Raw genomic sequence first — 23,211 nt, 5'->3', positions numbered from 1 at the left:
TGCTGAACCAGACACGCCACATGCTGAAACATCCGAATGCCACCTTGATCGGCGACGCCGTTGGCGTCGTTGTCCTGTTCGCCGGCCTTTTTGTCGGCTTGAACGTCGTTTCCTGAACAGCGCGGTCCTGCCTGACGCGCCACCTGCCGCCAGCCCTCAGCGCTGGCGGCTTTTTTCAATCGCGGCGATGGCCGCATCGAGGGGGAGGAGGATCGCGGCATGCCGGGCCGGAACTTCCCGCGCGGGGGCGAGGGGTTCGTAGCCGGGACAAACGGCGCCGCCCGCCAGCATCGTCGCCACCGAGGCCCGCAGCGCGACCAGATCCTCGGCGTAACGCTGGCCCATCAGCGCGGCGGAGGCCTGGCCCATCAGGCAGGCATTCACCTCCTGCGCGAAGGCGGTGACGCGGCCACCATCCGTCCGCACATCCACCGTCACCTTAGATCCGCAGACCGGAGAGCGGAGCGTGGCGCTGCCGTCCGCCTCCTCCAGCCGGCCGGCATGCGGAATATTGGCGGCCAGCGCCAGAAGTTCGGTGGAATAGAGCGCGGACATCGTTTCCTTCCTGCGTGCCTTCCCATAGATAGGCGGCACCCCCCATTAGGAAAAGCCATGTCTTTCGACCCAAGCACGCTGACTTACGACGCGAACGGACTGATTCCGGTGATCGCGCAGGACCACGCCTCTGGCGAGGTGCTGATGATGGCATGGATGAACAAGGACGCGCTTGTGCGGACGCTGGAGACGGGGCGGATGACCTATTGGTCGCGGTCGCGGCAAAGCTTCTGGGCCAAGGGCGAAAGCTCTGGCCACGTGCAGAGGCTGGTGGAGATGCGGGTGGATTGCGATCGCGACTGCCTTCTGGCGCTGGTGGACCAGACGGGTCCCGCCTGCCACACGAACCGCCGGTCCTGCTTCTACACCGCGATCCGGGATGGGGAACAAGTGACGATCATGGAGCCGGAGGCATAAGATGGCGCGCACACCGCTTCTGCAATTGAACGAAATCTCGCTGACCTGGGGCGGCGATCCGATCTTCGACGGGCTGTCGCTGGTCGTGCAGCCGGGCGACCGCGTGGCGCTGGTGGGCCGCAACGGGTCCGGCAAGTCCACGCTGATGAAGGTGATGGCCGGGCTGGTGGAGGTCGACAAGGGGGACCGCACGCTCGCGCCCGGCGTCACCACCGGATACATGGAGCAGGACCCCGACCTGTCGGGCTTCGAGACGCTGGGCGACTTCGCGGCCTCGGGCCTGCCGGACGGCGAGGAATATCGCGTCGCCATGGTGGCCGAGGGGCTGAAGCTGAACCCGGAGACGCGCGTCGACGCGGCTTCGGGCGGGGAAAAGCGGCGCGCGGCGCTGGCCCGGCTGCTGGCGGCCGAGCCGGAGCTGATGCTGCTGGACGAACCGACCAACCATCTGGACATCCAGGCGATCGAGTGGCTGGAGGATCACCTGAAATCCACCCGCGCCGGATACATCCTGATCAGCCACGACCGGGCCTTCCTGAAGGCGCTGACGAAGGCCACGCTGTGGATCGACCGCGGTGCGGTGCGCCGGCGCGAGCAGGGCTTTGACGGGTTCGAGGAATGGCGTGAAGCCACCTGGGCCGAGGAGGACGAGGCCCGTCACAAGCTGGACCGCAAGATCAAGGCCGAAGCCCGCTGGGCCGTCGAAGGCATCAGCGCGCGGCGCAAGCGCAACCAAGGCCGCCTGCGCGCCCTGGCCGACATGAAGGCCGACCGCGCAAGCCAGATCCGCCGTCAGGGCACGGCCGCGATGGAGCTGGAAAGCGGACCCACCTCGGGCAAGCGGGTGATCGAGGCGAAGGGAATCAGCAAGACCTTCGGCGACCGCGTCATCCTTCAGCCCTTCGACATCCGCGTGCAGCGCGGCGACCGGGTGGCCTTCGTCGGTCCGAACGGCGCCGGCAAGACGACGCTGCTGAAGATGCTGACGGGGGAACTGGCGCCCGACAGCGGCACCGTCACCCTTGGGTCGAACCTGCAAATGGCGGTGTTCGACCAGACGCGTGCCCAGCTGGATGGCAATGCCAGCCTGTGGGAGAACCTGACGGGCGATCCGCTTCTGGGCGTGTCGGGCCGGGCGGATCAGGTGATGGTGCGCGGCACGCCGCGTCATGTCGTGGGCTACCTGAAGGACTTCCTGTTCGACGACGCGCAGATGCGCGCGCCGGTGCGGTCGCTGTCCGGGGGCGAAAAGGCGCGCCTTCTGTTGGCGCGGATCATGGCACGTGAGTCCAACCTTCTGGTTCTGGACGAACCGACCAACGATCTGGACGTCGAGACGCTGGACCTTCTTCAGGATGTTCTGGGCGAATATGACGGGACAGTGTTGCTTGTAAGCCACGATCGGGACTTCATCGACCGGGTGGCAAACACGACGATCGCACTGGAAGGTGAAGGAGAAGCCACCGCCTATGCCGGTGGTTGGAGCGATTATCAGGCGCAGAAACAGGCGGTGGAAACGGCCGTGGAACCGGTTGCGGCGACCCGGTCCGCGGGCCCGTCGAAGGCGGCCCCGAAGGCGGCGGCCGCGGGTCTGACCTTCACCGAACGCAAGCGTCTGGAGGCTTTGCCAGCCTTGATTTCAAAGCTGGAGGGCGAGATTGGTAAACTGGAAGACCTGCTGGCGACGCCGGACATGTTCGCCCGTGAACCCGTCAAGTTCGGCAAGGCCAGCGACATGCTGAAGGAGCGTCAGACCGCCTTGGCGGCCGCCGAGGAAGAGTGGCTCGCGCTCGAAGACAAGGCATCCTCCTGACACGACCGTGTAAAAATTTCGTGACGTCGGACGCTCTGGCGTTCGGCGTCAGAAAGACCAATTTCCGTCCTGTCCCGACCGGCTAAGTCCGTCGGACGGAAGAAACGGAGAATATCATGAAACGTATCGCAGCACTCGCCCTCGGCACCGCCGCCATCCTCGCAGCTCCGACCGCCTTCGCCGGCGGCCCGGTCGTTCCGGTGGAAGAGCCCGTCGTGGCCGCTCCCGCTCCTGTTGTTGTGGCTCCGGTCACGGGCGACTGGAACGGCGGCTACCTGGGTGCGCAACTGGGCTATGCCGACGGTGGCGACGTTGACGGCGACGGCGCCCTCGGCGGCATCCACGGCGGCTACCGCTGGGATCTGGGCCGCACGGTCCTCGGCGTCGAAGGCGCCTACAACTCGTCCGACGTGTCGAGCGATGACGACGCCATCAAGCTGGACAACCTGGCCACGCTGACCGGTCAGGTCGGCTATGACCTGGGCCGCACGCTGGTCTACGCCAAAGGCGGCGTGGCTTACGGCGACGGCGACTTCCTGGGCCAGGACAGCGCTTCGGACTACGGCTACACCGCCGGTCTGGGTGTCGACTACCAGCTGAACCAGAACTGGACCGTGGGTGGTGAAGTCTCGACCTATGTCTTCGACGACTTCGACGACACCGGCGTCAGCTACAACCCGACGGCTGTGCAGCTGAAAGCGGCCTACAACTTCTAAGGTCTTCGGACTGGAAGTGCGGGGCGTGGAGGGAAACCTCCGCGCCCTTTTTCATTCGGATGCCGCGTGCTATCTGCGCGAAGAAGCCGGAGGGATGCCATGAAGCTGTACAACACCCGCACCCGCGTGAAAGAGGATTTCACCCCGATCGACCCGTCGAACGTGCGGATGTACGTGTGCGGCCCAACCGTCTATGATCGCGCCCATCTGGGCAATGCGCGGCCCGTAGTGGTGTTCGACACGCTGTTTCGGCTGCTGCGTCATGTCTTTGGCCACGTGACCTATGTCCGCAACTTCACGGACGTGGACGACAAGATCAACGACCGCGCCGCCGCCACCGGCCGCGACATCCGCGACATCACGGACGAAACGATCGGCTGGTATCACGCCGACATGGACGCCCTTGGTGCCCTGCGCCCGACGCAGGAGCCGCGGGCCACCGACTACATCGCGCAGATGATCGCGATGATCGGGACGCTGGTGGAGCGTGGGCACGCCTATGCGGCCGAGGGGCATGTCCTGTTCGACGTGCGCAGCTATCCTGAATACGGCGCGCTTTCCGGCCGTTCTGTGGATGACATGATCGCCGGCGCGCGGGTCGAGGTGGCACCGTTCAAGCGCGATCCGATGGACTTCGTGCTGTGGAAGCCGTCCGACGCCACGCAGCCGGGCTGGGACAGCCCGTGGGGCAGGGGGCGGCCGGGCTGGCACATCGAATGCTCCGCCATGGCCTTCGACCTTTTGGGCGCCACGTTCGACATCCATGCGGGCGGCATCGATCTGCAGTTCCCGCATCATGAGAATGAGATCGCGCAAAGCTGCTGCGCCCATCCCGAAGGCGGCTTCGCCCGCTTCTGGCTGCACAACGAGATGCTGCTGGTGGAAGGCCGGAAGATGTCCAAGTCGCTGGGCAACTTCTTCACCGTGCGCGACCTGCTGGACAAGGGCGTCCCGGGCGAGGTGATCCGCTTCGTGCTGCTGTCGACGCATTACACCCGCCCGATGGACTGGACCGAGGAGAAGGCCCGCCAAGCGGAGGCGACCTTGCGCAAATGGCACGACATCGTTGAAGGGGCCGAGGAAGATGCCCCGGATGCGGGCGTCGTCGCGGCGCTGTCGGACGACCTGAACACCGCCGGGGCCATCGGCGAGTTGCACCGGCTGGCCAATGCGGGGCAGGCGGCGGCACTGCTCGGATCCGCGCGGCTGCTCGGTCTTCTCTTGCCCGATATGGGGGCTTGGTCGCATGTGGCCGGTGCCGGTCAGGATGTGGCCGAGTTGGTGGAGCGTTTGCTGCAGATCCGCGCCGCGGCCCGCAAGGCCCGCGACTTCGCGCGCGCCGACGGGCTGCGGGACGGGTTCGTGGCGGCGGGCGTGCTGGTGACGGACACGGCCGACGGGGCGGAATGGACGCTGGCCCCCGACTTCGATGCCGTCCGCCTGAGGGAGCTGCTGTGAGCCTGGACGCCTGCGCGGCGCTGGTCGCCAAGGGCGATCCGGATCGGTTTGCCGCCCTTATGGCGGCACCGGTGGCGGCACGCGCCAACCTTCTGCCGCTTTACGCCTTCAACCTGGAGGTGGCGCGCGCGCCCTGGGCCTCGGCCGAGGCGATGATTGCGGAAATGCGGCTGCAATGGTGGGCCGATGTGGTGGAGGAGATCGATACCGGCACCACGCCCTCGCACGAGGTTGCGGCACCGCTGGCCGCGCTGGTCCGCGACAAGAAACTGCCGACGCATCTTCTGGCCGAGATGGTGGAGGCGCGGCGCGCCGACATCTATGACGACCGCCCGGACGAGGCGACCTTCGCCACCTATATCGACCAGACGGCCGGTCACCTCATGTGGTTGTCGGCGCTGGCCTTGGGGGCGGATCCGAAGACGGAAGCGGCGGTTCGCAACGTGGCCTGGGCGCAGGGGCTGGTGGCGATGCTTCAGGCATATCCCCGGCTTGTCGCGCGGGGGCGTCAGCCGCTGCCCACAGACGATCTGCCATCCCTGATCCGGACAGGGCTGAACAAGCTGAACGTGGGACGATCCATGGCGACAGGACCGGCCATCTTGCCGGCATGGCAAACGAATGCCTTGCTGCGTCTGGCGCGAAAACATCCCGAATACGTTCCGCAGGAGCGCCTGAGGTTGAGCGAAATACATCGGCGCGGGCTGCTTCTGTGGTGTGCGTTTCGATACGCATAGCAGGTGATGGTTACATAATACAGGTTATACCTATTTCATATGTAAGCGCAAAGTAGACGTGTCGCCATCTGGCAAAGTTGACCTGTCGCCTCTCGTTGATCTCCTTGGAGGCGGCCTCGGATGGGACTTGTTGTGATGAGCGAACATGAACTTCAGCGCGTCGAGGTGCTGTCGCGCGTTCTGGACGGCAGCCTGCGGTCGATCACGGCGGCGGCGGTGCTGGCGATCAGCCCGTGTCAGGTTCAGCGGCTCCTTCTGCGCTATCGCGAGGATGGTGCCGGTGCTGTGCGGCACGGGCTGCGCGGAAGGCCCTCCAACAACCGGATCAACCGCGGCGGCGCGATCTGGCGCTGCACCTGGTGCGTGAGCATTATGCTGACTTCGGCCCGACACTGGCGGCGGAGAAGCTGGCCGAGCGGCATAGCCTGAAGGTCTCGCGGGGGACGCTGCGCAGATGGCTGATCGCGGATGGGCTTTGGCGCGACCGCAAGACCCGGCACAGCTTTCATGGCTAGCTGATCCAGGTCGACGGCTCCGACCACCGCTGGTTCGAGGATCGGGCCGCGCCCTGCACGCTTTTGGTCTTCATCGACGATGTCACGGGCACACTGATGCAGATGCGGTTCGTGCTATCCGAGAGCACCTTCAGCTACTTCGGGGGGCTGGACGGCTACCTGCGCGATCACGGCCGCCCGGTGGCCTTCTACTCCGACAAGCACAGCGTCTTCCGCGTGGCGAAGCAGAACACAAAGACCGGCCACGGCATGACACAGTTCGGGCGCGCGCTGGCAGAGCTGAACATCTAGATCCTGTGCGCCAACTCCAGCCAGGCCAAGGGCCGCGTCGAACGTGCCAACCGCACCCTGCAGGATCGGCTGGTCAAGGAGTTGCGACTTGCGGGCATCCGCGACATGGAGGGGGCGACGCTTTCCTTGTGGGCTTCGTGGCGGATCACAACGCCCGCTTCGCCCGGTCCCCGGCTCGCCCGGACAACCTGCATCGCCCCCTCAATGAGCCGGCCTCCCGCCTCAAGGACATCCTGTGCCATCGGGACGAACGCGCCTTCAGCGCCCAACTCGTCGTCTGCTACGAGTGCAAGCGGCTGATCCTTCAGGACAGCGACCTCGCGCGGGCCGCCGCGGGCAGATACTTGGAGACCTTCGCCTTTGCGGACGGCCGGATCGACCCGCGCTGGAAGGGCATCTCCCTGCCCTACAGGATCTTCGACAAGGACCAGCAGCGACTGACCTACGCCGCCATCACCGAGAAGAAGCGCCTGAGCGCGGCCGTGGCGCATGTTATGGAACTACAGCAGACGCCACCCAAACCGCTCCGGGTTGGCAAGCAAGCGACCGTCTACACCCCGACCGGCCGCCGCAATGATGGCTGGAGTTCCGGGGCGGCAAGGACTGCAAAGCGCAAAGCCGCGTCGATAGAAGGAACGGCAGCGTCGATCTGAACCGCTCTACCCCACGAGCGAACTTCACGCCCTTTCCCGACCGCCGCCAACCCCGTCCCTACGGCCCTTTATGGAAAGAGCGGGCCGGGGCTGGCTCCCCACTTCGGCTACTGTTCCTGCGACACTTCTACTTTGCCCAACCCGCGACATATTAACTTGGTGACAACAGGTCTGCAAAGGGGTAAGCGCTAGTTCCAACCGATACTTCTGTTTTAATACAATGCCTTGCTCAAAGGTAAGATTGCAGAATGGGTGTCGCATATTCGTAGTTGAGCATTGAGGAACGCAAGAAGATCGAGCGCTGGCGTGAGGGGAAAGTGCCTGCGCGAAGATCGCACACAGGCTCGGCCATCACCGCTTGACGATCTTGCGCGAGTTAAACTGCAATCGCTTCATCGATGCCGAGCCTCATCATTTGTCCGGGTACTATTCAGCGACTGCACATACCGGACGGCGCGCCAATCTGCGCAAGCTCGTGCGCATCCAGCGCTTTGAACGGCGGTGATCGACAAGCTGAAATCCGGCGGGACACCCGAGCAGATCGCTGGACGGTTGCGTCTGGATCGCGCTCCGCAACGGGTCAGTCAAGAGACGATCTATCAAACGCCCTTTCTAGAGACGGCTATGCCATCTCCCTCTGGCGCCACTTGCAAGAGCATCGCCGCAAGCGACTCGGCCGGGGCGGCCGCAAGCCGCAACTGCACAGATTTGCTGATGAACTTGCCATCCGGCCATCGCCCGGTGGAAATAGCCGCACGCGAGGTTTTCGGTGGGTGAGAATGTGATATGATCCAGTTCCCTAAGGAATTCGGCAACACCAACCTGACGTCACTGGTCGAGCGGGTCAGCCGGTTCACCGTGCTGATGAAAACGCTGACCGTCGGCCGCGTCCGGTGATCGATGGTCTGATCGACAGCCTATCGCCACTGCCTGCCCATGCAGGCACCTCGATGACCTTTGACCTGGGTCTGGAGTTCCTCGCCTAGCCCTATCTTCAGGCAGGCCTTGGCGTGGCGACGTGGTTTTGCGAACCTCAAAGCCCGTGGCAGAAAGGCACCGTCGAGAACACCAACGGACGTGTCCGACGCTGGCTGACACCCGAGATCGACCCGAAAATCCTCATTGCGCGGCAAATCAACGCCATCTGCCAGCGCCTCAACAGCACGCCCGCACACGCCTCGGCTACCGAACACCTGCCGAAATCTTCAGGCAGAAGCTGATGGAAGGAGAAGTCGCCCTGCCCTGACCTCGAAGGCACCGGAGCCGCCGTTCGGCATGAAACCCCACCCTTTATCATGCGCCGCCGGCCTCAACCCTATAGCCCCTTATCGAGAGAGCGGGCCGGGGCTGGCTCATCGCTTAGGCCACCGTCCCGCGACACTTCTACTTTTCCCAGTCCGAAACGTTTCAACTTGGTGACAACGACGTATATCGGCAGGCTCAGCCGCCTCCGACCGCCGCATTCCGCAATACGGCACCGGGATTCAGAATGCCTTCCGGGTCCATCTGCCGCTTGATGCCGCGCATGGTGTTCAGCGCCACGGGATCGGCGTAGCGTTCCAGATCCGGCACCTTCAGACGTCCCACGCCGTGTTCGGCGCTGAAGCTGCCCTCATGCTCGGCCACAAGATCATGCACCAGCACCGTCATCTCGGCGGCGTCCGCGGCATAGTCCTGACGGGTGCGGCCTTCCGCGGGGAAAAGATTGAAATGCAGGTTGCCGTCGCCCAGATGGCCAAAGCAGTTGATGCGGATGTCGAAGGGATGCAGAAGGATCTTCGCACCCTCGATGAAGGCGGGAATGGCCGAGATGGGCAGGGCGACGTCGTGGCTGGCGACGGCCCCGATCCGGCGGTTCGCTTCGGGAATGCTTTCGCGCATGGTCCAGAACGTCTGCCGCTGCGCGCCCGACTGCGCGATCAGCCCGTCCCACACCAGCGCGGCGTCGGCGCCGTCGGTGAAGATGGCTTCCAGGGCCGCCTCCGGGTCCAGATCGGGCGGCAGGCCCAGTTCGATCAGGACCATCCATTCGGCATCGGCCACCGGCAGGCGGACATCCGGCATCGTGGCGCGCAGGAAACGCAGCCCCTCCCCTGCAATCAGCTCGAACGCGTCCACCATGCCCGGCGCGCGGGCCTGCGCGATCTGAAGAAGGTCCAGCGCCGCCTGCGGGTCCGACACGGTGAAGAGGCCGGTCGCATGATGCGCAGGTCGCGGGAACAGCTTCAAGCTGGCGGCCGTGATGATGCCCAGCGTCCCTTCGGAGCCGATCAGCAGATGCCGCAGGTCATAACCGGTGTTGTTCTTGCGCAACCGCCGCAGCCCGTTCAGGATCGAACCGTCCGCTAGCACCGCCTCCACCCCCAGGCACAGATCGCGCGCGGTGCCATAGCGCAGCACGTTCAGCCCGCCCGCATTGGTCCCCAGCAGCCCACCGATCCGCGCCGTCCCTTCGGAGGCGAGCGCCAGCGGGAACAGGCGCCCTGCCCCTTCGGCCGCCGCCTGCACATCGGCCAGAATGGCGCCAGCCTCGGCCACGATCACGTTTTCCGTAGGGTAGATGGCGCGGATCGTGGACATCCGCTCCAGCGACAGCAGCAAGGGCATGGGGCCCGAGGTCATAACCTGGCCGCTGACCAGCCCCGTCCCGCCTCCGATCGGCACCACGCCCACGCGGGCCGCCTGGCAGGCGGTCAGAATCGTCGACACCTCGGCCGTGTTGCGCGGCAAGGCGACGGCGGTTCCAATGCCGGGATAACGGCCGCGAGGCTCGCTCAGATGGCGCGGCTCGGCCGGGCGCAGCGTGTCGGAAGGAAGCTGCGCTTCCAGTTGTGTCAGAAACCCTGCATCTGCCGCGTTCAGCATCATCCCGCCCCTGCCCCCGTCCGTCCCCGGCGGTCATGCCGAAGCGCTGCATAAAGCACATGGTTCCGCCAGCGGCCGGCGATCTGAAGATAACTTTGCGCCACGCCCTCATACTTGAAGCCGCACCGTTCCAGCACCCCGCGCGACGCGGCGTTTTCCGGCAGGCAGGCCGCTTCAAGACGGCTCAGATCCAGATTGTTGAAGGCGTAGTGGGTCAGCCCCAGAAGGCCCTCGCGCATGTAGCCCTGCCGTGCAAACGGCTGCCCCATCCAGTAGCCGAGCGTTCCGGCCTGCGCCGGTCCCCGCCGGATGTTGTCCAGCGTGATGGCCCCCACCAGCGTCTGGTCTTCCCGCCGGATGAGCACCATGGGCATGGCCGATCCGTCCGCGATGGAACGGGCGGACCATGTCACGCGGTTCGAAAACGCGCGGCGCGTCAGGTGGTCCGGTGACCAGATCGGGTCCCAAGGCTGAAGAAACTCCGCGCTGCGGGCGCGCAGGCTGGCCCATCCGGTATAGTCGCTGTGCTGCGGCAAACGAAGCGTCAGCCGCTCCGTCTCGATCCTGGGGGAGCGCCGCAGCCCCAGCATCAGGCGGCCAGCCTTTGGCGGATGGCGTCCAGATCCGGCGCCTTGCCCACCTGCCCGTACAGCGCCAGCGCCGAGGGGGAGGTCAACAAACGTGCGCCGTAATCGCGCACATCGGCGGTGGACACCGCGTCGATCCGTTCCACCGCGTCTTCCACCGCGGGCACATGGCCCCAGATCGCCAGAAGCCGCGCGATCCGTTCGCAGCGAGAGGACGGGCTTTCCAGCCCCATCAGCATTCCGGCCTTCATCTGGGCGCGGGCGCGGTTCACCTCGGCCTCCGTCATGTCGTCGGCGGCGCGCTTCAGCTCGTCGATGGTCAGGCCGGTCAGATCGCCCAGATCGGCGGCAGAGGTGCCGGAGTAGATGGTCATCTGCCCCGTATCCTCATAAGCGCCGGCCTGCGCGAAGATGGTGTAGCACAGGCCCCGCTCCTCCCGGATCTTCTGGAACAGGCGTGAGGACATGCCCCCGCCCATCGCCATCGCATAAACCTGCGCGGCATAGACGTCGGGATCGCGATAGGCGGGCGCGGCGAAGGACAAGGCGAAATGCGCCTGTTCCAGCGTCTTCACCTCGCGGCGCTCCCCGCCCGTGAAGGCGGCTTTCGCAAGGGCCGGCTGGCCCAGCCGGATCATCCCGCCGAACTGTTCCGTCGCCTGCGCGACGATCGCCTCATGATCCACCGCACCGGCGGCGGCCAGGATCATCTGGTCGGGGCCGTAATGTTCGGACACGAAGCGGCGCAGATCCTCGCTCGTGAAGGAGGACACACGTTCCTCGGGGCCGAGGATGGTGCGGCCAAAGGGCTGGTCGGGATAGGACGCTTCGTGCAGCCAATCGAAGATGATGTCGTCGGGCGTGTCCAGCGACTGCCCGATCTCCTGCAGGATCACGCCCCGCTCCACCTCGATCTCGCGCGTGTCGAAGACGGGGTTCAGAAGGATGTCGCCGATCACGTCCAGCGCCAGCGGAACGTCGTTTTCCAGAACGCGAGCGTAATAGGCCGTCATCTCGCGGCTGGTATAGGCGTTGATGTAGCCGCCCACATCCTCGATCTCCTCCGCGATCTGCAGGGCGCTGCGGCGTTTGGTGCCCTTGAAGGCCATGTGTTCCAGGAAGTGCGCGATGCCGTTCTGTTCGACCCGTTCATGCCGCCCCCCGGCCGTCACCCAGATCCCGACCGAGGCGGATTTCAACCCCGGCATGTGTTCCGTGACGATGCGGAAGCCGTTGGCAAGGGTGGTGAGACGGACGCTCAACGGCCGGTCCTTTCAAGGATAAGGGCTTGTAGCGCCGCAAGATCGTTCGTCACCCGCGTCACCCGTTCGGCGCGGGTGAACAGATCGGCCATGTGCGGCGGCAATTCGGGACGCGCGGCCCCCGCGGCTTCCACGGCATCGGGGAACTTCGCCGGATGCGCGGTCGCCAGCGTGATCATCGGCGTGGCGCCCAGATGCTGCTTCGCCACCGCGACGGCCACGGCCGAATGCGGGCACAGAAGCTCCCCGGTCGTCGCAAGAACCTCGCGGATGGTGGCGGTCGTTTCCTCCTCCGACACGCGGCCCGAGGCGAAGGTGCCCGACAGCGCCTGAAGCGCGCCCTGGCTGATCGTGAAGCCGCCGGCCTTCAGCTCGTCCATCAACTGGCGCACGGCCGCCCCGTCGCCGTCATAGGCATAGAACAGCGCGCGTTCGAAGTTCGAGGACACCTGGATGTCCATGGACGGGCTGATGGAGGGCACGACCCCGTCCGGCTTGTATTCACCCGTGCTCAGCGCACGGTGCAGGATGTCGTTCTGGTTGGTCGCGACCACCAGCTTCTCGATCGGCAAGCCCATGCGGCGCGCGATGTAACCGGCGAAGACATCACCGAAGTTCCCCGTCGGCACGGTGAAGCTGACCGGCCGGTGCGGCGCGCCCAGCGAGGTGGCGGCCGTGAAGTAGTACACGACCTGCGCCAGCACCCGCGCCCAGTTGATGGAGTTCACGCCCGCCAGCCCCACCGCGTCGCGGAAGGCGAAATCGTTGAACATGTCCTTCACGCGAGCCTGGCAATCGTCGAAGTCCCCGTCCATTGCAAAGGCGTGGACGTTGGAGTCCGACGGCGTCGTCATCTGGCGGCGCTGCACGTCCGACACGCGGCCATGCGGGAACAGGATGACGACATCCACGTTCGACAGGCCCTTGAACGCTTCGATCGCGGCCGACCCCGTGTCGCCCGAGGTGGCGCCCACGATGGTGATCCGCTCCCCCGATTTTGCCAGCGCGGCCTGCATCAGCTGGCCGATCAGTTGCATGGCGAAGTCCTTGAAGGCCAGCGTCGGGCCGTGGAACAGTTCCAGCAAGAAGTGGTTCGGCGCCAACTGCACCAGCGGGGCCCGCGCCTCATGAGCGAAGCCGGCATAGGCGGTGGCGATCAGGCCGCGCAGCTCCGCATCCTCAAAGGTGTCGCCGGTAAAGGGGCGGATGACGCGGAACACGACCTCCTCATAGGAAAGACCGGCCAGCGCAGCGATTTCCTCTGGCGTGAAGGCCGGAATCGTCTCGGGCAGATACAGGCCGCCATCGCGGGCAAGGCCTGTCATCATCGCCTCGCCAAAGCTCAGGACGGGCGCGGTTCCACGGGTCGAGATATACTTCATTGCGTCACATTTCCTTCGTCACGCCGCTTGATACGCCACTGCGACAGCACTGTCATCCCTGTCAACAGCGCCGCCAGCGCAAAGCCGATCAGCGCATTGCGCCAGTGAGGGTCGCGAGCGGCAGCGGGATCGACCGGAACCGGCACGATCCCGTCGCCGGTGGGCGTGGTGGCCACGACCAGAACCGGCGCGGCCCCGGCCTGCCGCGCGACAACGGCAAGGTCGTCCGGCCAGTCCAGATTGCCATTCGCCTCGATCGTGGTGGCGGTCAGCGGATCGTTGCGCCACGCCTCGTAGATGAAACCCCGGTCGATCAGGATGCGGCGGCCCGCCACCTCGATCGGTTGGATCACGCGGAAGCCCGGTCCCATCTGCGGATGGTCTATCGGCTGAAGGATCGGATCACCCGCCAGCGTTCCATCAATGCGGACGGCGCGGAACAGGTCCTGCGCGGGGTCGGGCGCGTCCGGCAGGGCCTCGGGCATGCCGGCCACTGCAGGCGCCGCCGCGGCGATGTGCGCTTCGGCCGCCTGATGTTCGCGGATCTGCCAGCCACCGGCAAAAAGGCAGGCCAAAGCCAGGCCGCCAAGGGCCGCGGGGGCCCATGTCCATCGTCTGTTCTGCGTCACATCCGCCCTCGTCCCAGTCGAACCACATTAGGGATCGTCAAGGGAAACGGCAAGGTCACGCCAGCTTGGCCAGCGTGATCGCGAACACCAAGAGCGCGAAGCCGGCCAGCACCCAGGCCAGCGCCCGGTCACGCCGCATCACCAGCCCCCCATCCCGAACGGTTTCAGCGCCGCCTCGGCCAGGAAGGCGCCGAAGTGCACGGCAAGGTAGATGAGGGAGAAGGCGAAGACCTTCTTTTCCAGCTTGTAGCCGTCCGCCTCGGCCGCCACCTCGTCCCGCCGCCAGATGCGCCATGCGCCAAGGATGAAGATTGCGTTCGCCAGCACCGCCACGCCCATGTAGACCGGCCCGCCGATGGAGGTGAGGCCCGCCCCGATCGCCACCGGCGCCAGCAGCAGCGTGTAGACAAGGATGTGCGCCCGCGTCGACTTGCGCCCATGCGTCACGGTCAGCATCGGCACGCCCGCGTCGCGGTAGTCGCTTTTCATGAACAGCGCGAGCGCCCAGAAATGCGGCGGCGTCCACATGAAGATCAGCGCGAACATCAGCACGCTTTCCACCGACACGCCCCCCGTCGCCACGGCCCATCCGATCATGGGGGGAAACGCCCCGGCCGCGCCGCCGATCACGATGTTCTGCGGGGTGATCCGCTTCAGCCACATCGAATAGATGACGACGTAGAAGAAGATCGTGAACGCGAGGAATGCGCCCGCGAACCAGTTCGCCGTCAGCCCCAGCATCACGACCGACAGCACCGACAGCGCCAGCCCGAACCACAGCACGTCCTGCGGTGCGATGCGCCCCGCCGGGATCGGCCGCCCCTGCGTGCGCTTCATGATCGCGTCGATGTCGGCGTCCCACCACATGTTCAGCGCGCCCGACGCGCCACCGCCCAGGGCGATGAACAGGATGGAGGCGAAGCCGATCACCGGGTTCACGCCCACCGGCGCCACCAGCAGGCCCACCAGCGCGGTGAAGACGACCAGCGTCATCACGCGCGGCTTCAGCAGCGCGAACCAGTCGCCCGCCTGTCCGTTCTCCTCGAAACTGCGGATGTCGCTCATGCTGCTCCTCCGGGGGTGTCCGGCGTGGCTTAGCTGCGCGCGAGGGGCCGGGCCATTGGACATATCGCCCAAGGCTTGTTGTGCCCCTGCCCGTCGGCACCATATACGTCAGGCAAACGCCGCGACCAGAGGACATGATGACCGACAGCCCCTTCCGCCCTTTCGAGAGTCTTCTGGACGAAGCCACCGCCCTGAACATCCTGCGCGAGGCTGTGGCCGGCGCGGATGACGGCGAACTGTTCCTGGAACGCCGCCGGTCCGAGGCGATCGTGCTGGACGACGGGCGCATCAAGACGGCCAGCTACGACGCCTCCGAAGGCTTCGGCCTGCGCGCCGTGCGCGGAGAGGTGGCGGGCTATGCCCATTCCACCAAGATCTCGGAACAGTCCTTGCGGCGCGCGGCGGAAACGGCGCGTCTGGCCGTGGGCGACGGCGGCGGCACGCTGGCCCCGCCCCCGCACGGCACGAACCGCCATCTTTACGCGGCCATCGACCCCATCGCCGACGCGGCCTTCGGCCTGAAGATCGACACGCTGCGCGAGATCGACGCCTATGCCCGCAGCCTCCATCCCGGCGTTGTGCAGGTATCGGCCACCCTGTCGGCCAGCGTGCAGGAGGTGGAGATCCTTCGCCCCGAGGGTCTGCGCCTGACCGACATCCGTCCCATGGCCCGCATCAACATCTCGGTCATCGTGGAACGGCACGGGCGGCGCGAATCCGGTGGCATGGGCGGCGGCGGCCGTCACGGGCTGGCGCAGCTGATGGACCCTGCCCACTGGCAGCCCGTCGTGCGCGAGGCTGTGCGGATCGCCACCCTGAACCTGGACGCCGTGCCCGCCCCGGCGGGGGTGATGGACATCGTCCTTGGCGCAGGCTGGCCCGGCATCCTGCTGCACGAGGCCGTGGGCCACGGGTTGGAAGGGGACTTCAACCGCAAGAAGACCTCTGCCTTTGCGGGCCTTCTGGGCCAGCGCGTCGCGGCCCCCGGCGTCACGGTGCTGGACGACGGCACCCTGCCCGACCGCCGCGGATCGCTGACCATCGACGACGAAGGCACCCCTTCGGCGCGCAACGTGTTGATCGAGGATGGCATCCTGATCGGCTACATGCAGGACCGCCAGAACGCCCGCCTGATGGGCGTGGCCCCCACCGGCAACGGCCGGCGCGAAAGCTACGCGCACATCCCCATGCCGCGCATGACCAACACCTACATGCTGGGCGGTGATGCGGACCCCAAGGCGATCCTCGCGGACCTGAAGGACGGCATCTACGCCGTGGGCTTCGGCGGCGGTCAGGTGGACATCACCAACGGCAAGTTCGTGTTTTCCTGCACCGAAGCCTACCGTGTCCGGAACGGTCAGGTGCAGGAGCCGATCAAGGGCGCGACCCTGATCGGCGACGGCGCAACCGCGCTTCAGAACATCCGCGCCATAGGCAACGACATGGCGCTGGATGCCGGCATTGGCAATTGCGGCAAGGCTGGACAATGGGTGCCCGTCGGTGTGGGCCAGCCCACGTTGATGATCGGCGGGTTGACGATCGGCGGATCGGCCACGTGATGTGAATTGGCGGAAGGTCAGCTCCGTCACGGGACGGCCCGTTCGCGTGGTGAGTGAACCGGAGAAGACCGAACGGGAGGACGGGGGCTGAATTCGCTTTTTGGCGAGAGTGCGGAGCATCACTGCACATGGAACCCGTTCTACTCTGAGCACGGCATGGGTCTCGCCAAGGCCGTGCCGGAGGAACTCTACGCCGGCCCCCTTCCCGGTTTCCTTACCCCCTGAACCACCACCCGCGGCAGCGGCGGCCAGCGAGTGTCCCCATCAGGGGGACGCGGAGCCTGCCGCCTCCCACTCCACCGGGAACCGGCCAAGGGCCGAGGCGTCGCCTTCGATACGCGCGACCAGCCCGCGCTCCCGGTTCTCGATCACTTCCACGACCCGGCCTCTTCCCTCCAGCGCCGCGTCCAGCACCCGGATGATCGCCCGCCGCCGCAACTCCGGCTTGAAGACCTTGCCCACGGCCGTCTTCGGCATCTCGGGCAGGATCTCGATGTAGCGGGGCACGGCGGCGCGTTCGCTGATGCGGGCGCGGGCGAACTCGCGCAACTCCTCCGGGGTGGCGTGCGCGCCGGCCACCAGTTCGACATAGGCGCAGGGCACCTCGCCCGCGTGGTCGTCGGGCTGGCCGATGGCGCCCACCATCGCCACGGCGGGATGCGCCATCAGCGCCTCCTCGATGTCCGCGGGGTCGATGTTGTGGCCGCCGCGGATAATCAGGTCCTTCGCGCGGCCGGTGATGAAGATGTAGCCCTCCTCGTCGATCCGCCCCAGATCGCCCGTGTGCAGCCAGCCGTCGGTGCCGGGGCTGTTCACCACGATCTCGCCCCCCTCGATCCTGACCTTGGCGTAGGGCATCGCCAGTCCGACCGACCCCACCTTCTTCTCTCCGTCCGGGGGATTGGCGGCGATCAGGCATGTGGCTTCGGTCAGGCCGTAGCCTTCGATGACCTGCACCCCCGCCGCGTCACGAAAGCGGGTGAACAACTCGCGCGGCAAGGGGGCGGAGCCGGAAAAGACCACGCGCAGTCGGCTCAGATCCGCGTCCACCTTGCGCTGCATCAGCACCGACAGTGCGGTCGGCACCGCCACCAGATAGGTGGCGCCCCAGCGTTCGATCAGCTTCCACAGGTTATCGAACACGCCGTCGCCGCGATAACCTGCGGGCGTGGGCAGCACCACATGCGCCCCCGTCATCAACGCCGACATCATCACCGGATAGGCCGAAAAGACATGGAACAGCGGCAAGGGGCACAGGATCACGTCCCTGTCCGTGAACAAAAGCCGCCGCCCGACCCAACCGTTGTAAAGCATCCCGCCCACCCGGTGACGCGCCAGCTTCGGCATGCCGGTCGTGCCGCCGGTGTGGAAGCAGGCGGCGACGCGATCCTCGGGCGGGTCGGGGAAGGTCAGGGTGTCAGGCTGTTCGGCGGCGGCCTTCGCGAAATCCATCACCCGCGCGCGGTGGCGGATCTTGTGGCGCGGCCGCATCAGCGGAACGGCCCAACGTTTCGGCGGCGCAAGATAGGGCAGCAGATCCACCTCCAGCACCGCGCGCACATCGGGGGCGTGCACCAGCGCCTCCGCCACCCGCGCGGCGATGTCGGTGGAGGGGAAGGCCTTCAGCGTCACGACCACCTTCGCGCCGGTATCGCGCAGCAGGCTGGCCATCTGCCCCGCCCCCAGCAGCGGGTTGATGGGGGCCGCGACGCCCGCGATCATCCCGCCCAGCATGGCCGCAGCCATTTCCGGCGCGTTCGGCAGGACGATGGCCACCGTGTCCGCAGGACCGACGCCAAGAGAGCGGAACAAGTTCGCCGCCCGCACGGCGTGCCGATGCAGATCCTCCCAGCTCCACGTCACGGAGCGGGAACGTGGACCCGACAGAAGCTGGAAGGACAGCGCGGCCCCCGCAGGGTCCCGCGCCGCCAGCGCCCGGTGGATGGTCGCCGGCACGTTCCGGGACGACCAAGGGCCCTCGGCCTCGATCACGTCCCGGTCGGCTTGGGTGGCAAAGGGCATAGGACCCTCCGTCTGAATTCACTGATCCGTGAATTGCAGCTTTGCAAGGCGCGCGTAAAGCCCCCCGTCGGCGATCAGGCTTTCATGCGTGCCTTCCGCGACGATTTGCCCGTGATCCAGAACCACGATCCGGTCCGCCTTCTTCACCGTCGCCAGACGGTGCGCGATGACGATGACGGTACGGCCTTCGGACAGCCGTTCCATTGCCTGCTGGACCGCGGCTTCGGATTCCGCGTCCAGGGCGGAGGTCGCTTCGTCCAGCAGCAGGATGCGCGCGTCGCGCAGGATGGCCCTGGCGATGGCGATGCGCTGCTTCTGGCCGCCCGACAGCATGACGCCGCGTTCGCCGACCCAGGTTTCGTACCCGTCGGGCAGCGCGGTCAGGAAGTCATGCGCGGCGGCGGCGCGGGCGGCGGCCTCCACCTCGGCATCCGTCGCCTCGGGCCGGCCGAAGCGGATGTTGTCGCGGGCGCTGGCGGCGAAGATCACCGGATCCTGCGGGACCAGCGCCACCTCGCGCCGGAAGTCGTCGCGGGCCATGGTGGGCAGTTCCACCCCGTCGATGCTGATGACGCCCGACTGAGGATCGTAAAAGCGCAGCAGCAGTTGCAGCACCGTCGTCTTGCCTGCACCGGACGGGCCGACCAGGGCCACCGTTTCGCCGGGCGCCACGCGCAGCGTGATGCCGGACAGCGCCGACTGGCCGGGGCGCTGGGGATAATGGAACAGGACGTTGTCGAACACGATCTCCCCGCGCACCGGGCGGGCCAGCGGCATCGGCGCTTCGGGGTCCTGTACGGTGTCCTCGGCTTCCAGCAGCTCCACCAGCCGCTCGGTCGCGCCGGCGGCGCGTTGCAGCTCGCTCCAGATCTCGGACAAGGCGCCGACGGCGCCAGCCACCAGAACGGCGTAGATCACGAACTGGACCAGCTGGCCCGTGGTCATCCCGTCGGCCCGCACGTCGCGCGCGCCGACCCAAAGGATGCCCACCACGCCCGAGAAGACGAGGAAGATGACGATCATCGTCATCACCGCCCGCGTGCGTATGCGACGGCGGGCCGAGGCGAAGGCCTCCTCGGTCAGGTCGGCAAAGCGGGTGCGAACGGCGGCCCCTTGGGTGAAGGCCTGCACGGTGGGGGTGGCGGTCAATATCTCTGCCGCGTTGCCCGAGGTGCGGGCGATCAGGTCCTGGTTCTCCCGGCTGTGGTGGCGCAGGCGGCGGCCCATGACGATGATCGGGATCACCACCAGCGGCACCAGCAGCAGCACCAGCCCCGTCAGCTTGGCCGAAGTGAAGAGCATCAACACCATCCCCCCCGCCAGCATCATGAGATTGCGCAGCGCAACCGACACCGACGACCCGATCACCGACAGGATCACCGTGGTGTCCACCGTCAGGCGCGAGATGACCTCGCCCGTGATGATGTTTTCGAAGAAGGCCGGGCTCATGGCGGTGACGCGGTCGAACAGCGCACGGCGGATGTCGGCGATCACCCGCTCGCCCAGCCGGGTCACGAGGTAGTAGCGCGTGCCCGTCCCCACGGCCAGGAGGCCGGCGATGCCCAGAAAGGCCAAGAAGTATTCGTCCAGCAGCGCCTCGGTCGAAGTGCCAAAGCCGTCGACGACGCGGCGCACCGCGATGGGCAGCGACAGGCTGGCCCCCGCCGTCAACGTCAGCGCGATCAAGGTGCCCGCAACCATGGCGCGATAGGGCCACAGGAAGGGCACCAGCGCCCGCAACGTGCCAACCTTGCGCGACGAAGCGCGGTCCGTGTCGTTCCGTATGGCCATCTGCGTCCCCTGTCTTGGTCCGGGGCGGGTTTAGGCGCATCGCCTTCCACGGGCAAGGCGCATCGCGTGGGCGTGATCGGGGCTTCCCACCCCCGCCCCATCCATGCCAACAAAGGCCGAAACGCGAAGGGATCGCCATGAACATCGACATGATCGAAGCCGCCGCCGCCCGCGCGAAGGGCCATGTGCGCCGGACGCCGCTGCTGGGATCCTCCTTCCTGGACGAACTGGCCGGACGCCGCATCCTGGTCAAGGCAGAGTGCCTGCAGCATACGGGATCGTTCAAGTTCCGCGGGGCGTGGTCGGCCCTTTCGGCGCTGAAGGACGCGTCCGGCGTCATCGCGTTTTCGTCGGGCAACCACGCGCAGGGGGTGGCGCTGGCCGCGCGGATGCACGGCCTGCCTTCGGTCATCGTGATGCCGGCGGACGCGCCCGCCCTGAAGATCGCCAACACCCGGGCCTATGGCGCCGAGGTGGTCCTCTACGACCGCTATTCCGAAAGCCGAGAGGCCATCGGCGAAGAACTGGCGCGCGACCGCAACCTGACCCTGATCCGCCCCTATGACGAGCCTTTGGTGATCGCCGGCCAGGGCACTTGCGGGCTGGAGATCGCCGAACAGGCGGCCGAACTGGGTGTGACAGAGGCCGACCTGCTGGTCTGCTGCGGCGGTGGCGGCTTCACTGCCGGCGTGGCACTGGCGCTGGAAGGGTCAAAGCTGCGCGTTCATCCGGTGGAGCCGGAGGATTTCGACGACACCGCCCGGTCCCTTGTTGCGGGGACGCGGCTGGGGAACGGCGATGCGACGTCCATCTGCGATGCCATCGTCACCCCCGCCCCGGGCGAGATCACCTTCCCCATCGTCCAGCGCCTGTGCGGCCCCGGCCTTGTTGTCAGCGATGACGAGGTTCTGCGCGCCATGGCATTGGCCTTCCAGCGCCTGAAGATCGTGATCGAGCCGGGCGGCGCCGTCGCGCTGGCCGCCGCCCTGTTCCGCGACATCAAGGCGGAGACGGTGATCGCCACCGCGTCGGGCGGAAACGTGGATCACGGCATGTTCGCCCGCGCGCTGGCGACTCTCTGATGCCGCTGCTGCCGCTGTCCGACCGCGCGATCCGATATGAAACCCGTGGCGCGGGGGCGCCGGTCGTGCTGGCGCACCCGCTGGGTTTTTCGTCGAGGATCTGGGAGCGTGTCACCTTCCCCGAGCATGTGCAGGTCGTGGCCTATGATTTGCGGGGTGCGGCCATGGGCGCGCTTGTCCGCGACGCCGAGGCGCTGATGGATGCGCTGGGCCTGCGCGACGCGGTGTTCATCGGCGCGGGGCTAGGCGGCTTGGTCGCACAAGGCCTTGCCGTGAAGCGGCTGGACCTGGTGCGCGGCATGGTCCTGATGAACACCGCCGCCAAGATCCCCGCAACCGCGACATGGCGGGCCCTGCAGACCGGCGCCACCGAGATGGCCCCGCTGGTAGAGCCGATCATCGCCCGCAGCTTCGCCCCGGCTGCCCGCCGGTCCGAGGCGGCGGATCAGGCGCGGGCGATGCTTTCTACCTGTGATCCGGCGGCCTATGCAGCGGGCGCGGCTGCGATCGAGGGGACGGACTTCTACACCACGACAGCGACCCTTGCCCTGCCCACCCTTGTGCTGGCCGGCACGGATGACGCGATAACGCCACCCGACCTTGTGCGGGAAACGGCGGAGCTGATCGCGGGGGCGGACTTCCGGCTGCTTCGCCGATCGGGGCATCTTCCCGCGCTGGACGCCCCGGAGGCGCTGTCGGAGGCGATCACGGCATTTCTGGCACGAATCGGACATTGACGGGAGCCGGCCGCGGACTATTTTCCTGCCATGGCTGACATTTTTCGTATCATCATCGCGATCCTCCTCCCGCCGCTGGGCGTGTTCCTGCAAGTCGGCTTGCGGGGCGCCTTCTGGCTGAACATCCTGCTGACATTGCTGGGATACATCCCGGGCATCGTCCACGCCGTCTGGATCATCGCGCGCCGCTGAAGGGGCTTGATCGCGGGCGGGCGCCACGACAACGTGATGTCATGCTGACGATCCTTCCCGAATCCCCGCTTCACCCTGATCTGTCCCTGCTGATGGAACGCCACCACCAGGCCATGCATGCAGACAGCCCACCCGAATCGATCCACATGCTCAGCGCCGAAAGCCTGGCCGAGCCGGGCATACGGTTCTTCGTTCTTCGGGACGACGCACGCGCCGTGGGCATGGGGGCGTGGAAGGCCCTGACGCCCGACCACGCCGAGATCAAATCGATGCACATCCTGGCGGAGGAACGTGGCCGCGGCCACGCACGCCGTCTTCTGGATCACTTGGTCGATCACGCCCGGTCTGCGGGGTTCAAGCGGCTCAGCCTCGAGACGGGCTCGCAGGACAGCTTCGCCCCCGCCCGCGCCCTGTATCTGCAAAGCGGCTTCGTCGAATGCGAGGCCTTCCCGCCCTACAAGCCTGATCCTTACAGCACATTTATGACCTTGGCCCTGTAATCCCTTGCGTCCAAGGCCAACGTGACGCAAAAAGCGGCGTGGCCCCGTAGCTCAACTGGATAGAGCAAGGACCTTCTAAGTCCTGGGTTGAGGGTTCAAGTCCTTCCGGGGTCGCCATTATCTGCGTAACGTGCTAATTTATGGTTAGTTTTCCACCGGTTTCCATTCGGGTTTCCAAACGGTGTTCAAGCAAGGTTCCAAAACAGGCCAGACCTCCGCGGCGTTGTGGTTCAGACCTGGATCAGATCGAGGTCCGCCAACAGTGAAGGATGGGGGGGTATACATGAGCATGGATATAGTCGCCGCTACCAAGCGGATCGAAGCGGCGGGCAAGAAAGCAGCCCCCCGGTAGGGGCCGCCCCCTACCAATCTGCCCCCAAACC

Annotated in this window: 19 protein-coding genes, 1 tRNA gene and 2 pseudogenes; 13 read left to right on the top strand and 9 right to left on the bottom strand. The window is 66.4% G+C overall.

The features are described from left to right. Window positions 1–156 precede the first annotated feature (156 nt). Window positions 157–555, bottom strand: coding sequence for an iron-sulfur cluster assembly scaffold protein (locus ACSHZY_RS08190; RefSeq protein WP_435168006.1), 399 nt, complete (start codon window positions 553–555; stop codon window positions 157–159). A 57-nt stretch (window positions 556–612) separates the two neighbouring features. Here ACSHZY_RS08190 and hisI point away from each other — a divergent pair, with 57 nt between their 5' ends. The 7 genes and pseudogenes from hisI (at window position 613) to ACSHZY_RS08155 (ending at window position 8,401) form a co-directional block, all read left to right on the top strand. Next, window positions 613–972, top strand: a complete 360-nt coding sequence (gene hisI, locus ACSHZY_RS08185; protein WP_435168003.1) for a phosphoribosyl-AMP cyclohydrolase — start codon at window positions 613–615, stop codon at window positions 970–972. A 1-nt stretch (window position 973) separates the two neighbouring features. Next, window positions 974–2,785, top strand: a complete 1,812-nt coding sequence (locus ACSHZY_RS08180) for an ABC-F family ATP-binding cassette domain-containing protein (RefSeq protein ID WP_435168000.1) — start codon at window positions 974–976, stop codon at window positions 2,783–2,785. Window positions 2,786–2,901: 116 nt separating this feature from the next. Beyond that, window positions 2,902–3,501, top strand: coding sequence for an outer membrane beta-barrel protein (locus ACSHZY_RS08175; protein WP_435167997.1), 600 nt, complete (start codon window positions 2,902–2,904; stop codon window positions 3,499–3,501). A gap of 99 nt (window positions 3,502–3,600) precedes the next feature. Continuing rightward, window positions 3,601–4,959: a cysteine--tRNA ligase gene (cysS, locus tag ACSHZY_RS08170; RefSeq protein ID WP_435167995.1), complete on the top strand. Its 1,359-nt coding sequence runs from the start codon at window positions 3,601–3,603 to the stop codon at window positions 4,957–4,959. Continuing rightward, window positions 4,956–5,696 (top strand): squalene/phytoene synthase family protein, encoded by a 741-nt coding sequence (locus ACSHZY_RS08165; protein ID WP_435167992.1) that lies wholly within the window; start codon window positions 4,956–4,958, stop codon window positions 5,694–5,696. The genes cysS and ACSHZY_RS08165 overlap by 4 nt, the downstream gene beginning before the upstream one ends. Window positions 5,697–5,816: 120 nt before the next feature. Continuing rightward, a pseudogene (locus tag ACSHZY_RS08160) lies at window positions 5,817–7,155 on the top strand (ISNCY family transposase). A 269-nt stretch (window positions 7,156–7,424) separates the two neighbouring features. Next, window positions 7,425–8,401 (top strand): annotated as a pseudogene (locus ACSHZY_RS08155) (IS30 family transposase). 194 nt (window positions 8,402–8,595) lie between these two features. Here ACSHZY_RS08155 and ACSHZY_RS08150 read toward each other — a convergent pair. The 6 genes from ACSHZY_RS08150 to cyoE all read right to left on the bottom strand — a co-directional run bounded on the left by ACSHZY_RS08150 (window position 8,596) and on the right by cyoE (window position 14,945). Continuing rightward, the gene (locus ACSHZY_RS08150) at window positions 8,596–10,020 is read right to left on the bottom strand and encodes an FAD-binding oxidoreductase (RefSeq protein ID WP_435167989.1); all 1,425 of its coding nucleotides are present in this window, start codon (window positions 10,018–10,020) and stop codon (window positions 8,596–8,598) included. Beyond that, entirely contained in the window at window positions 10,020–10,610 is a 591-nt protein-coding gene (locus tag ACSHZY_RS08145) for a GNAT family N-acetyltransferase (RefSeq protein ID WP_435167986.1), read from the bottom strand. Before ACSHZY_RS08145 ends, ACSHZY_RS08150 begins: the two co-directional genes overlap by 1 nt. Next, complete coding sequence (locus ACSHZY_RS08140; RefSeq protein ID WP_435167984.1) at window positions 10,610–11,869, bottom strand: M16 family metallopeptidase; 1,260 nt, start codon at window positions 11,867–11,869, stop codon at window positions 10,610–10,612. Before ACSHZY_RS08140 ends, ACSHZY_RS08145 begins: the two co-directional genes overlap by 1 nt. Next, window positions 11,866–13,251 (bottom strand): threonine synthase, encoded by a 1,386-nt coding sequence (thrC, locus tag ACSHZY_RS08135; protein WP_435167981.1) that lies wholly within the window; start codon window positions 13,249–13,251, stop codon window positions 11,866–11,868. Before thrC ends, ACSHZY_RS08140 begins: the two co-directional genes overlap by 4 nt. After that, window positions 13,248–13,880 (bottom strand): SURF1 family cytochrome oxidase biogenesis protein, encoded by a 633-nt coding sequence (locus ACSHZY_RS08130; protein WP_435167978.1) that lies wholly within the window; start codon window positions 13,878–13,880, stop codon window positions 13,248–13,250. Before ACSHZY_RS08130 ends, thrC begins: the two co-directional genes overlap by 4 nt. A gap of 138 nt (window positions 13,881–14,018) precedes the next feature. Next, the gene (gene cyoE / locus ACSHZY_RS08125) at window positions 14,019–14,945 is read right to left on the bottom strand and encodes a heme o synthase (RefSeq protein ID WP_435167975.1); all 927 of its coding nucleotides are present in this window, start codon (window positions 14,943–14,945) and stop codon (window positions 14,019–14,021) included. A 137-nt stretch (window positions 14,946–15,082) separates the two neighbouring features. Between cyoE and tldD the strand changes: the two genes are divergently transcribed. Next, entirely contained in the window at window positions 15,083–16,504 is a 1,422-nt protein-coding gene (tldD, locus tag ACSHZY_RS08120; protein WP_435167972.1) for a metalloprotease TldD, read from the top strand. Between the two features lie 264 nt (window positions 16,505–16,768). Here tldD and ACSHZY_RS08115 read toward each other — a convergent pair whose 3' ends face one another. Next, entirely contained in the window at window positions 16,769–18,526 is a 1,758-nt protein-coding gene (locus ACSHZY_RS08115) for an AMP-binding protein (RefSeq protein ID WP_435167970.1), read from the bottom strand. Between the two features lie 18 nt (window positions 18,527–18,544). Next, complete coding sequence (locus ACSHZY_RS08110; protein ID WP_435167968.1) at window positions 18,545–20,317, bottom strand: ABC transporter transmembrane domain-containing protein; 1,773 nt, start codon at window positions 20,315–20,317, stop codon at window positions 18,545–18,547. Window positions 20,318–20,454: 137 nt separating this feature from the next. Here ACSHZY_RS08110 and ACSHZY_RS08105 point away from each other — a divergent pair, with 137 nt between their 5' ends. The 5 genes from ACSHZY_RS08105 to ACSHZY_RS08085 all read left to right on the top strand — a co-directional run bounded on the left by ACSHZY_RS08105 (window position 20,455) and on the right by ACSHZY_RS08085 (window position 22,945). Next, entirely contained in the window at window positions 20,455–21,399 is a 945-nt protein-coding gene (locus ACSHZY_RS08105) for a threonine ammonia-lyase (protein ID WP_435167965.1), read from the top strand. Next, on the top strand, window positions 21,399–22,136 hold the full coding sequence (locus ACSHZY_RS08100; protein ID WP_435167962.1) for an alpha/beta fold hydrolase: 738 nt from the start codon (window positions 21,399–21,401) through the stop codon (window positions 22,134–22,136). The genes ACSHZY_RS08105 and ACSHZY_RS08100 overlap by 1 nt, the downstream gene beginning before the upstream one ends. Before the next feature lie 30 nt (window positions 22,137–22,166). Further along, window positions 22,167–22,328, top strand: a complete 162-nt coding sequence (locus ACSHZY_RS08095; RefSeq protein WP_271973889.1) for a YqaE/Pmp3 family membrane protein — start codon at window positions 22,167–22,169, stop codon at window positions 22,326–22,328. A 41-nt stretch (window positions 22,329–22,369) separates the two neighbouring features. Then, on the top strand, window positions 22,370–22,828 hold the full coding sequence (locus tag ACSHZY_RS08090; protein WP_435167958.1) for a GNAT family N-acetyltransferase: 459 nt from the start codon (window positions 22,370–22,372) through the stop codon (window positions 22,826–22,828). Window positions 22,829–22,868: 40 nt separating this feature from the next. Beyond that, window positions 22,869–22,945, top strand: a tRNA-Arg gene (locus ACSHZY_RS08085). Window positions 22,946–23,211 lie beyond the last annotated feature (266 nt).

The organism is Falsirhodobacter sp. 1013, from assembly GCF_051195255.1.
Classification (GTDB): Bacteria; Pseudomonadota; Alphaproteobacteria; order Rhodobacterales; family Rhodobacteraceae; genus Falsirhodobacter.
This window is presented reverse-complemented; position numbering and strand designations above follow the sequence as displayed.

Excerpts from the sequence above, each read along its gene's own strand:
- ACSHZY_RS08190 (WP_435168006.1), bottom strand. The coding sequence starts at position 555 with ATGTCCGCGCTCTATTCCACCGAACTTCTGGCGCTGGCCGCCAATATT.
- cysS (WP_435167995.1), top strand. The coding sequence starts at position 3,601 with ATGAAGCTGTACAACACCCGCACCCGCGTGAAAGAGGATTTCACCCCG.
- ACSHZY_RS08090 (WP_435167958.1), top strand. The coding sequence starts at position 22,370 with ATGCTGACGATCCTTCCCGAATCCCCGCTTCACCCTGATCTGTCCCTG.
- ACSHZY_RS08105 (WP_435167965.1), top strand. The coding sequence starts at position 20,455 with ATGAACATCGACATGATCGAAGCCGCCGCCGCCCGCGCGAAGGGCCAT.
- ACSHZY_RS08150 (WP_435167989.1), bottom strand. The coding sequence starts at position 10,020 with ATGCTGAACGCGGCAGATGCAGGGTTTCTGACACAACTGGAAGCGCAG.
- ACSHZY_RS08095 (WP_271973889.1), top strand. The coding sequence starts at position 22,167 with ATGGCTGACATTTTTCGTATCATCATCGCGATCCTCCTCCCGCCGCTG.
- thrC (WP_435167981.1), bottom strand. The coding sequence starts at position 13,251 with ATGAAGTATATCTCGACCCGTGGAACCGCGCCCGTCCTGAGCTTTGGC.
- ACSHZY_RS08175 (WP_435167997.1), top strand. The coding sequence starts at position 2,902 with ATGAAACGTATCGCAGCACTCGCCCTCGGCACCGCCGCCATCCTCGCA.
- hisI (WP_435168003.1), top strand. The coding sequence starts at position 613 with ATGTCTTTCGACCCAAGCACGCTGACTTACGACGCGAACGGACTGATT.
- ACSHZY_RS08110 (WP_435167968.1), bottom strand. The coding sequence starts at position 20,317 with ATGGCCATACGGAACGACACGGACCGCGCTTCGTCGCGCAAGGTTGGC.
- tldD (WP_435167972.1), top strand. The coding sequence starts at position 15,083 with ATGACCGACAGCCCCTTCCGCCCTTTCGAGAGTCTTCTGGACGAAGCC.
- ACSHZY_RS08100 (WP_435167962.1), top strand. The coding sequence starts at position 21,399 with ATGCCGCTGCTGCCGCTGTCCGACCGCGCGATCCGATATGAAACCCGT.
- ACSHZY_RS08180 (WP_435168000.1), top strand. The coding sequence starts at position 974 with ATGGCGCGCACACCGCTTCTGCAATTGAACGAAATCTCGCTGACCTGG.
- ACSHZY_RS08145 (WP_435167986.1), bottom strand. The coding sequence starts at position 10,610 with ATGCTGGGGCTGCGGCGCTCCCCCAGGATCGAGACGGAGCGGCTGACG.
- cyoE (WP_435167975.1), bottom strand. The coding sequence starts at position 14,945 with ATGAGCGACATCCGCAGTTTCGAGGAGAACGGACAGGCGGGCGACTGG.
- ACSHZY_RS08115 (WP_435167970.1), bottom strand. The coding sequence starts at position 18,526 with ATGCCCTTTGCCACCCAAGCCGACCGGGACGTGATCGAGGCCGAGGGC.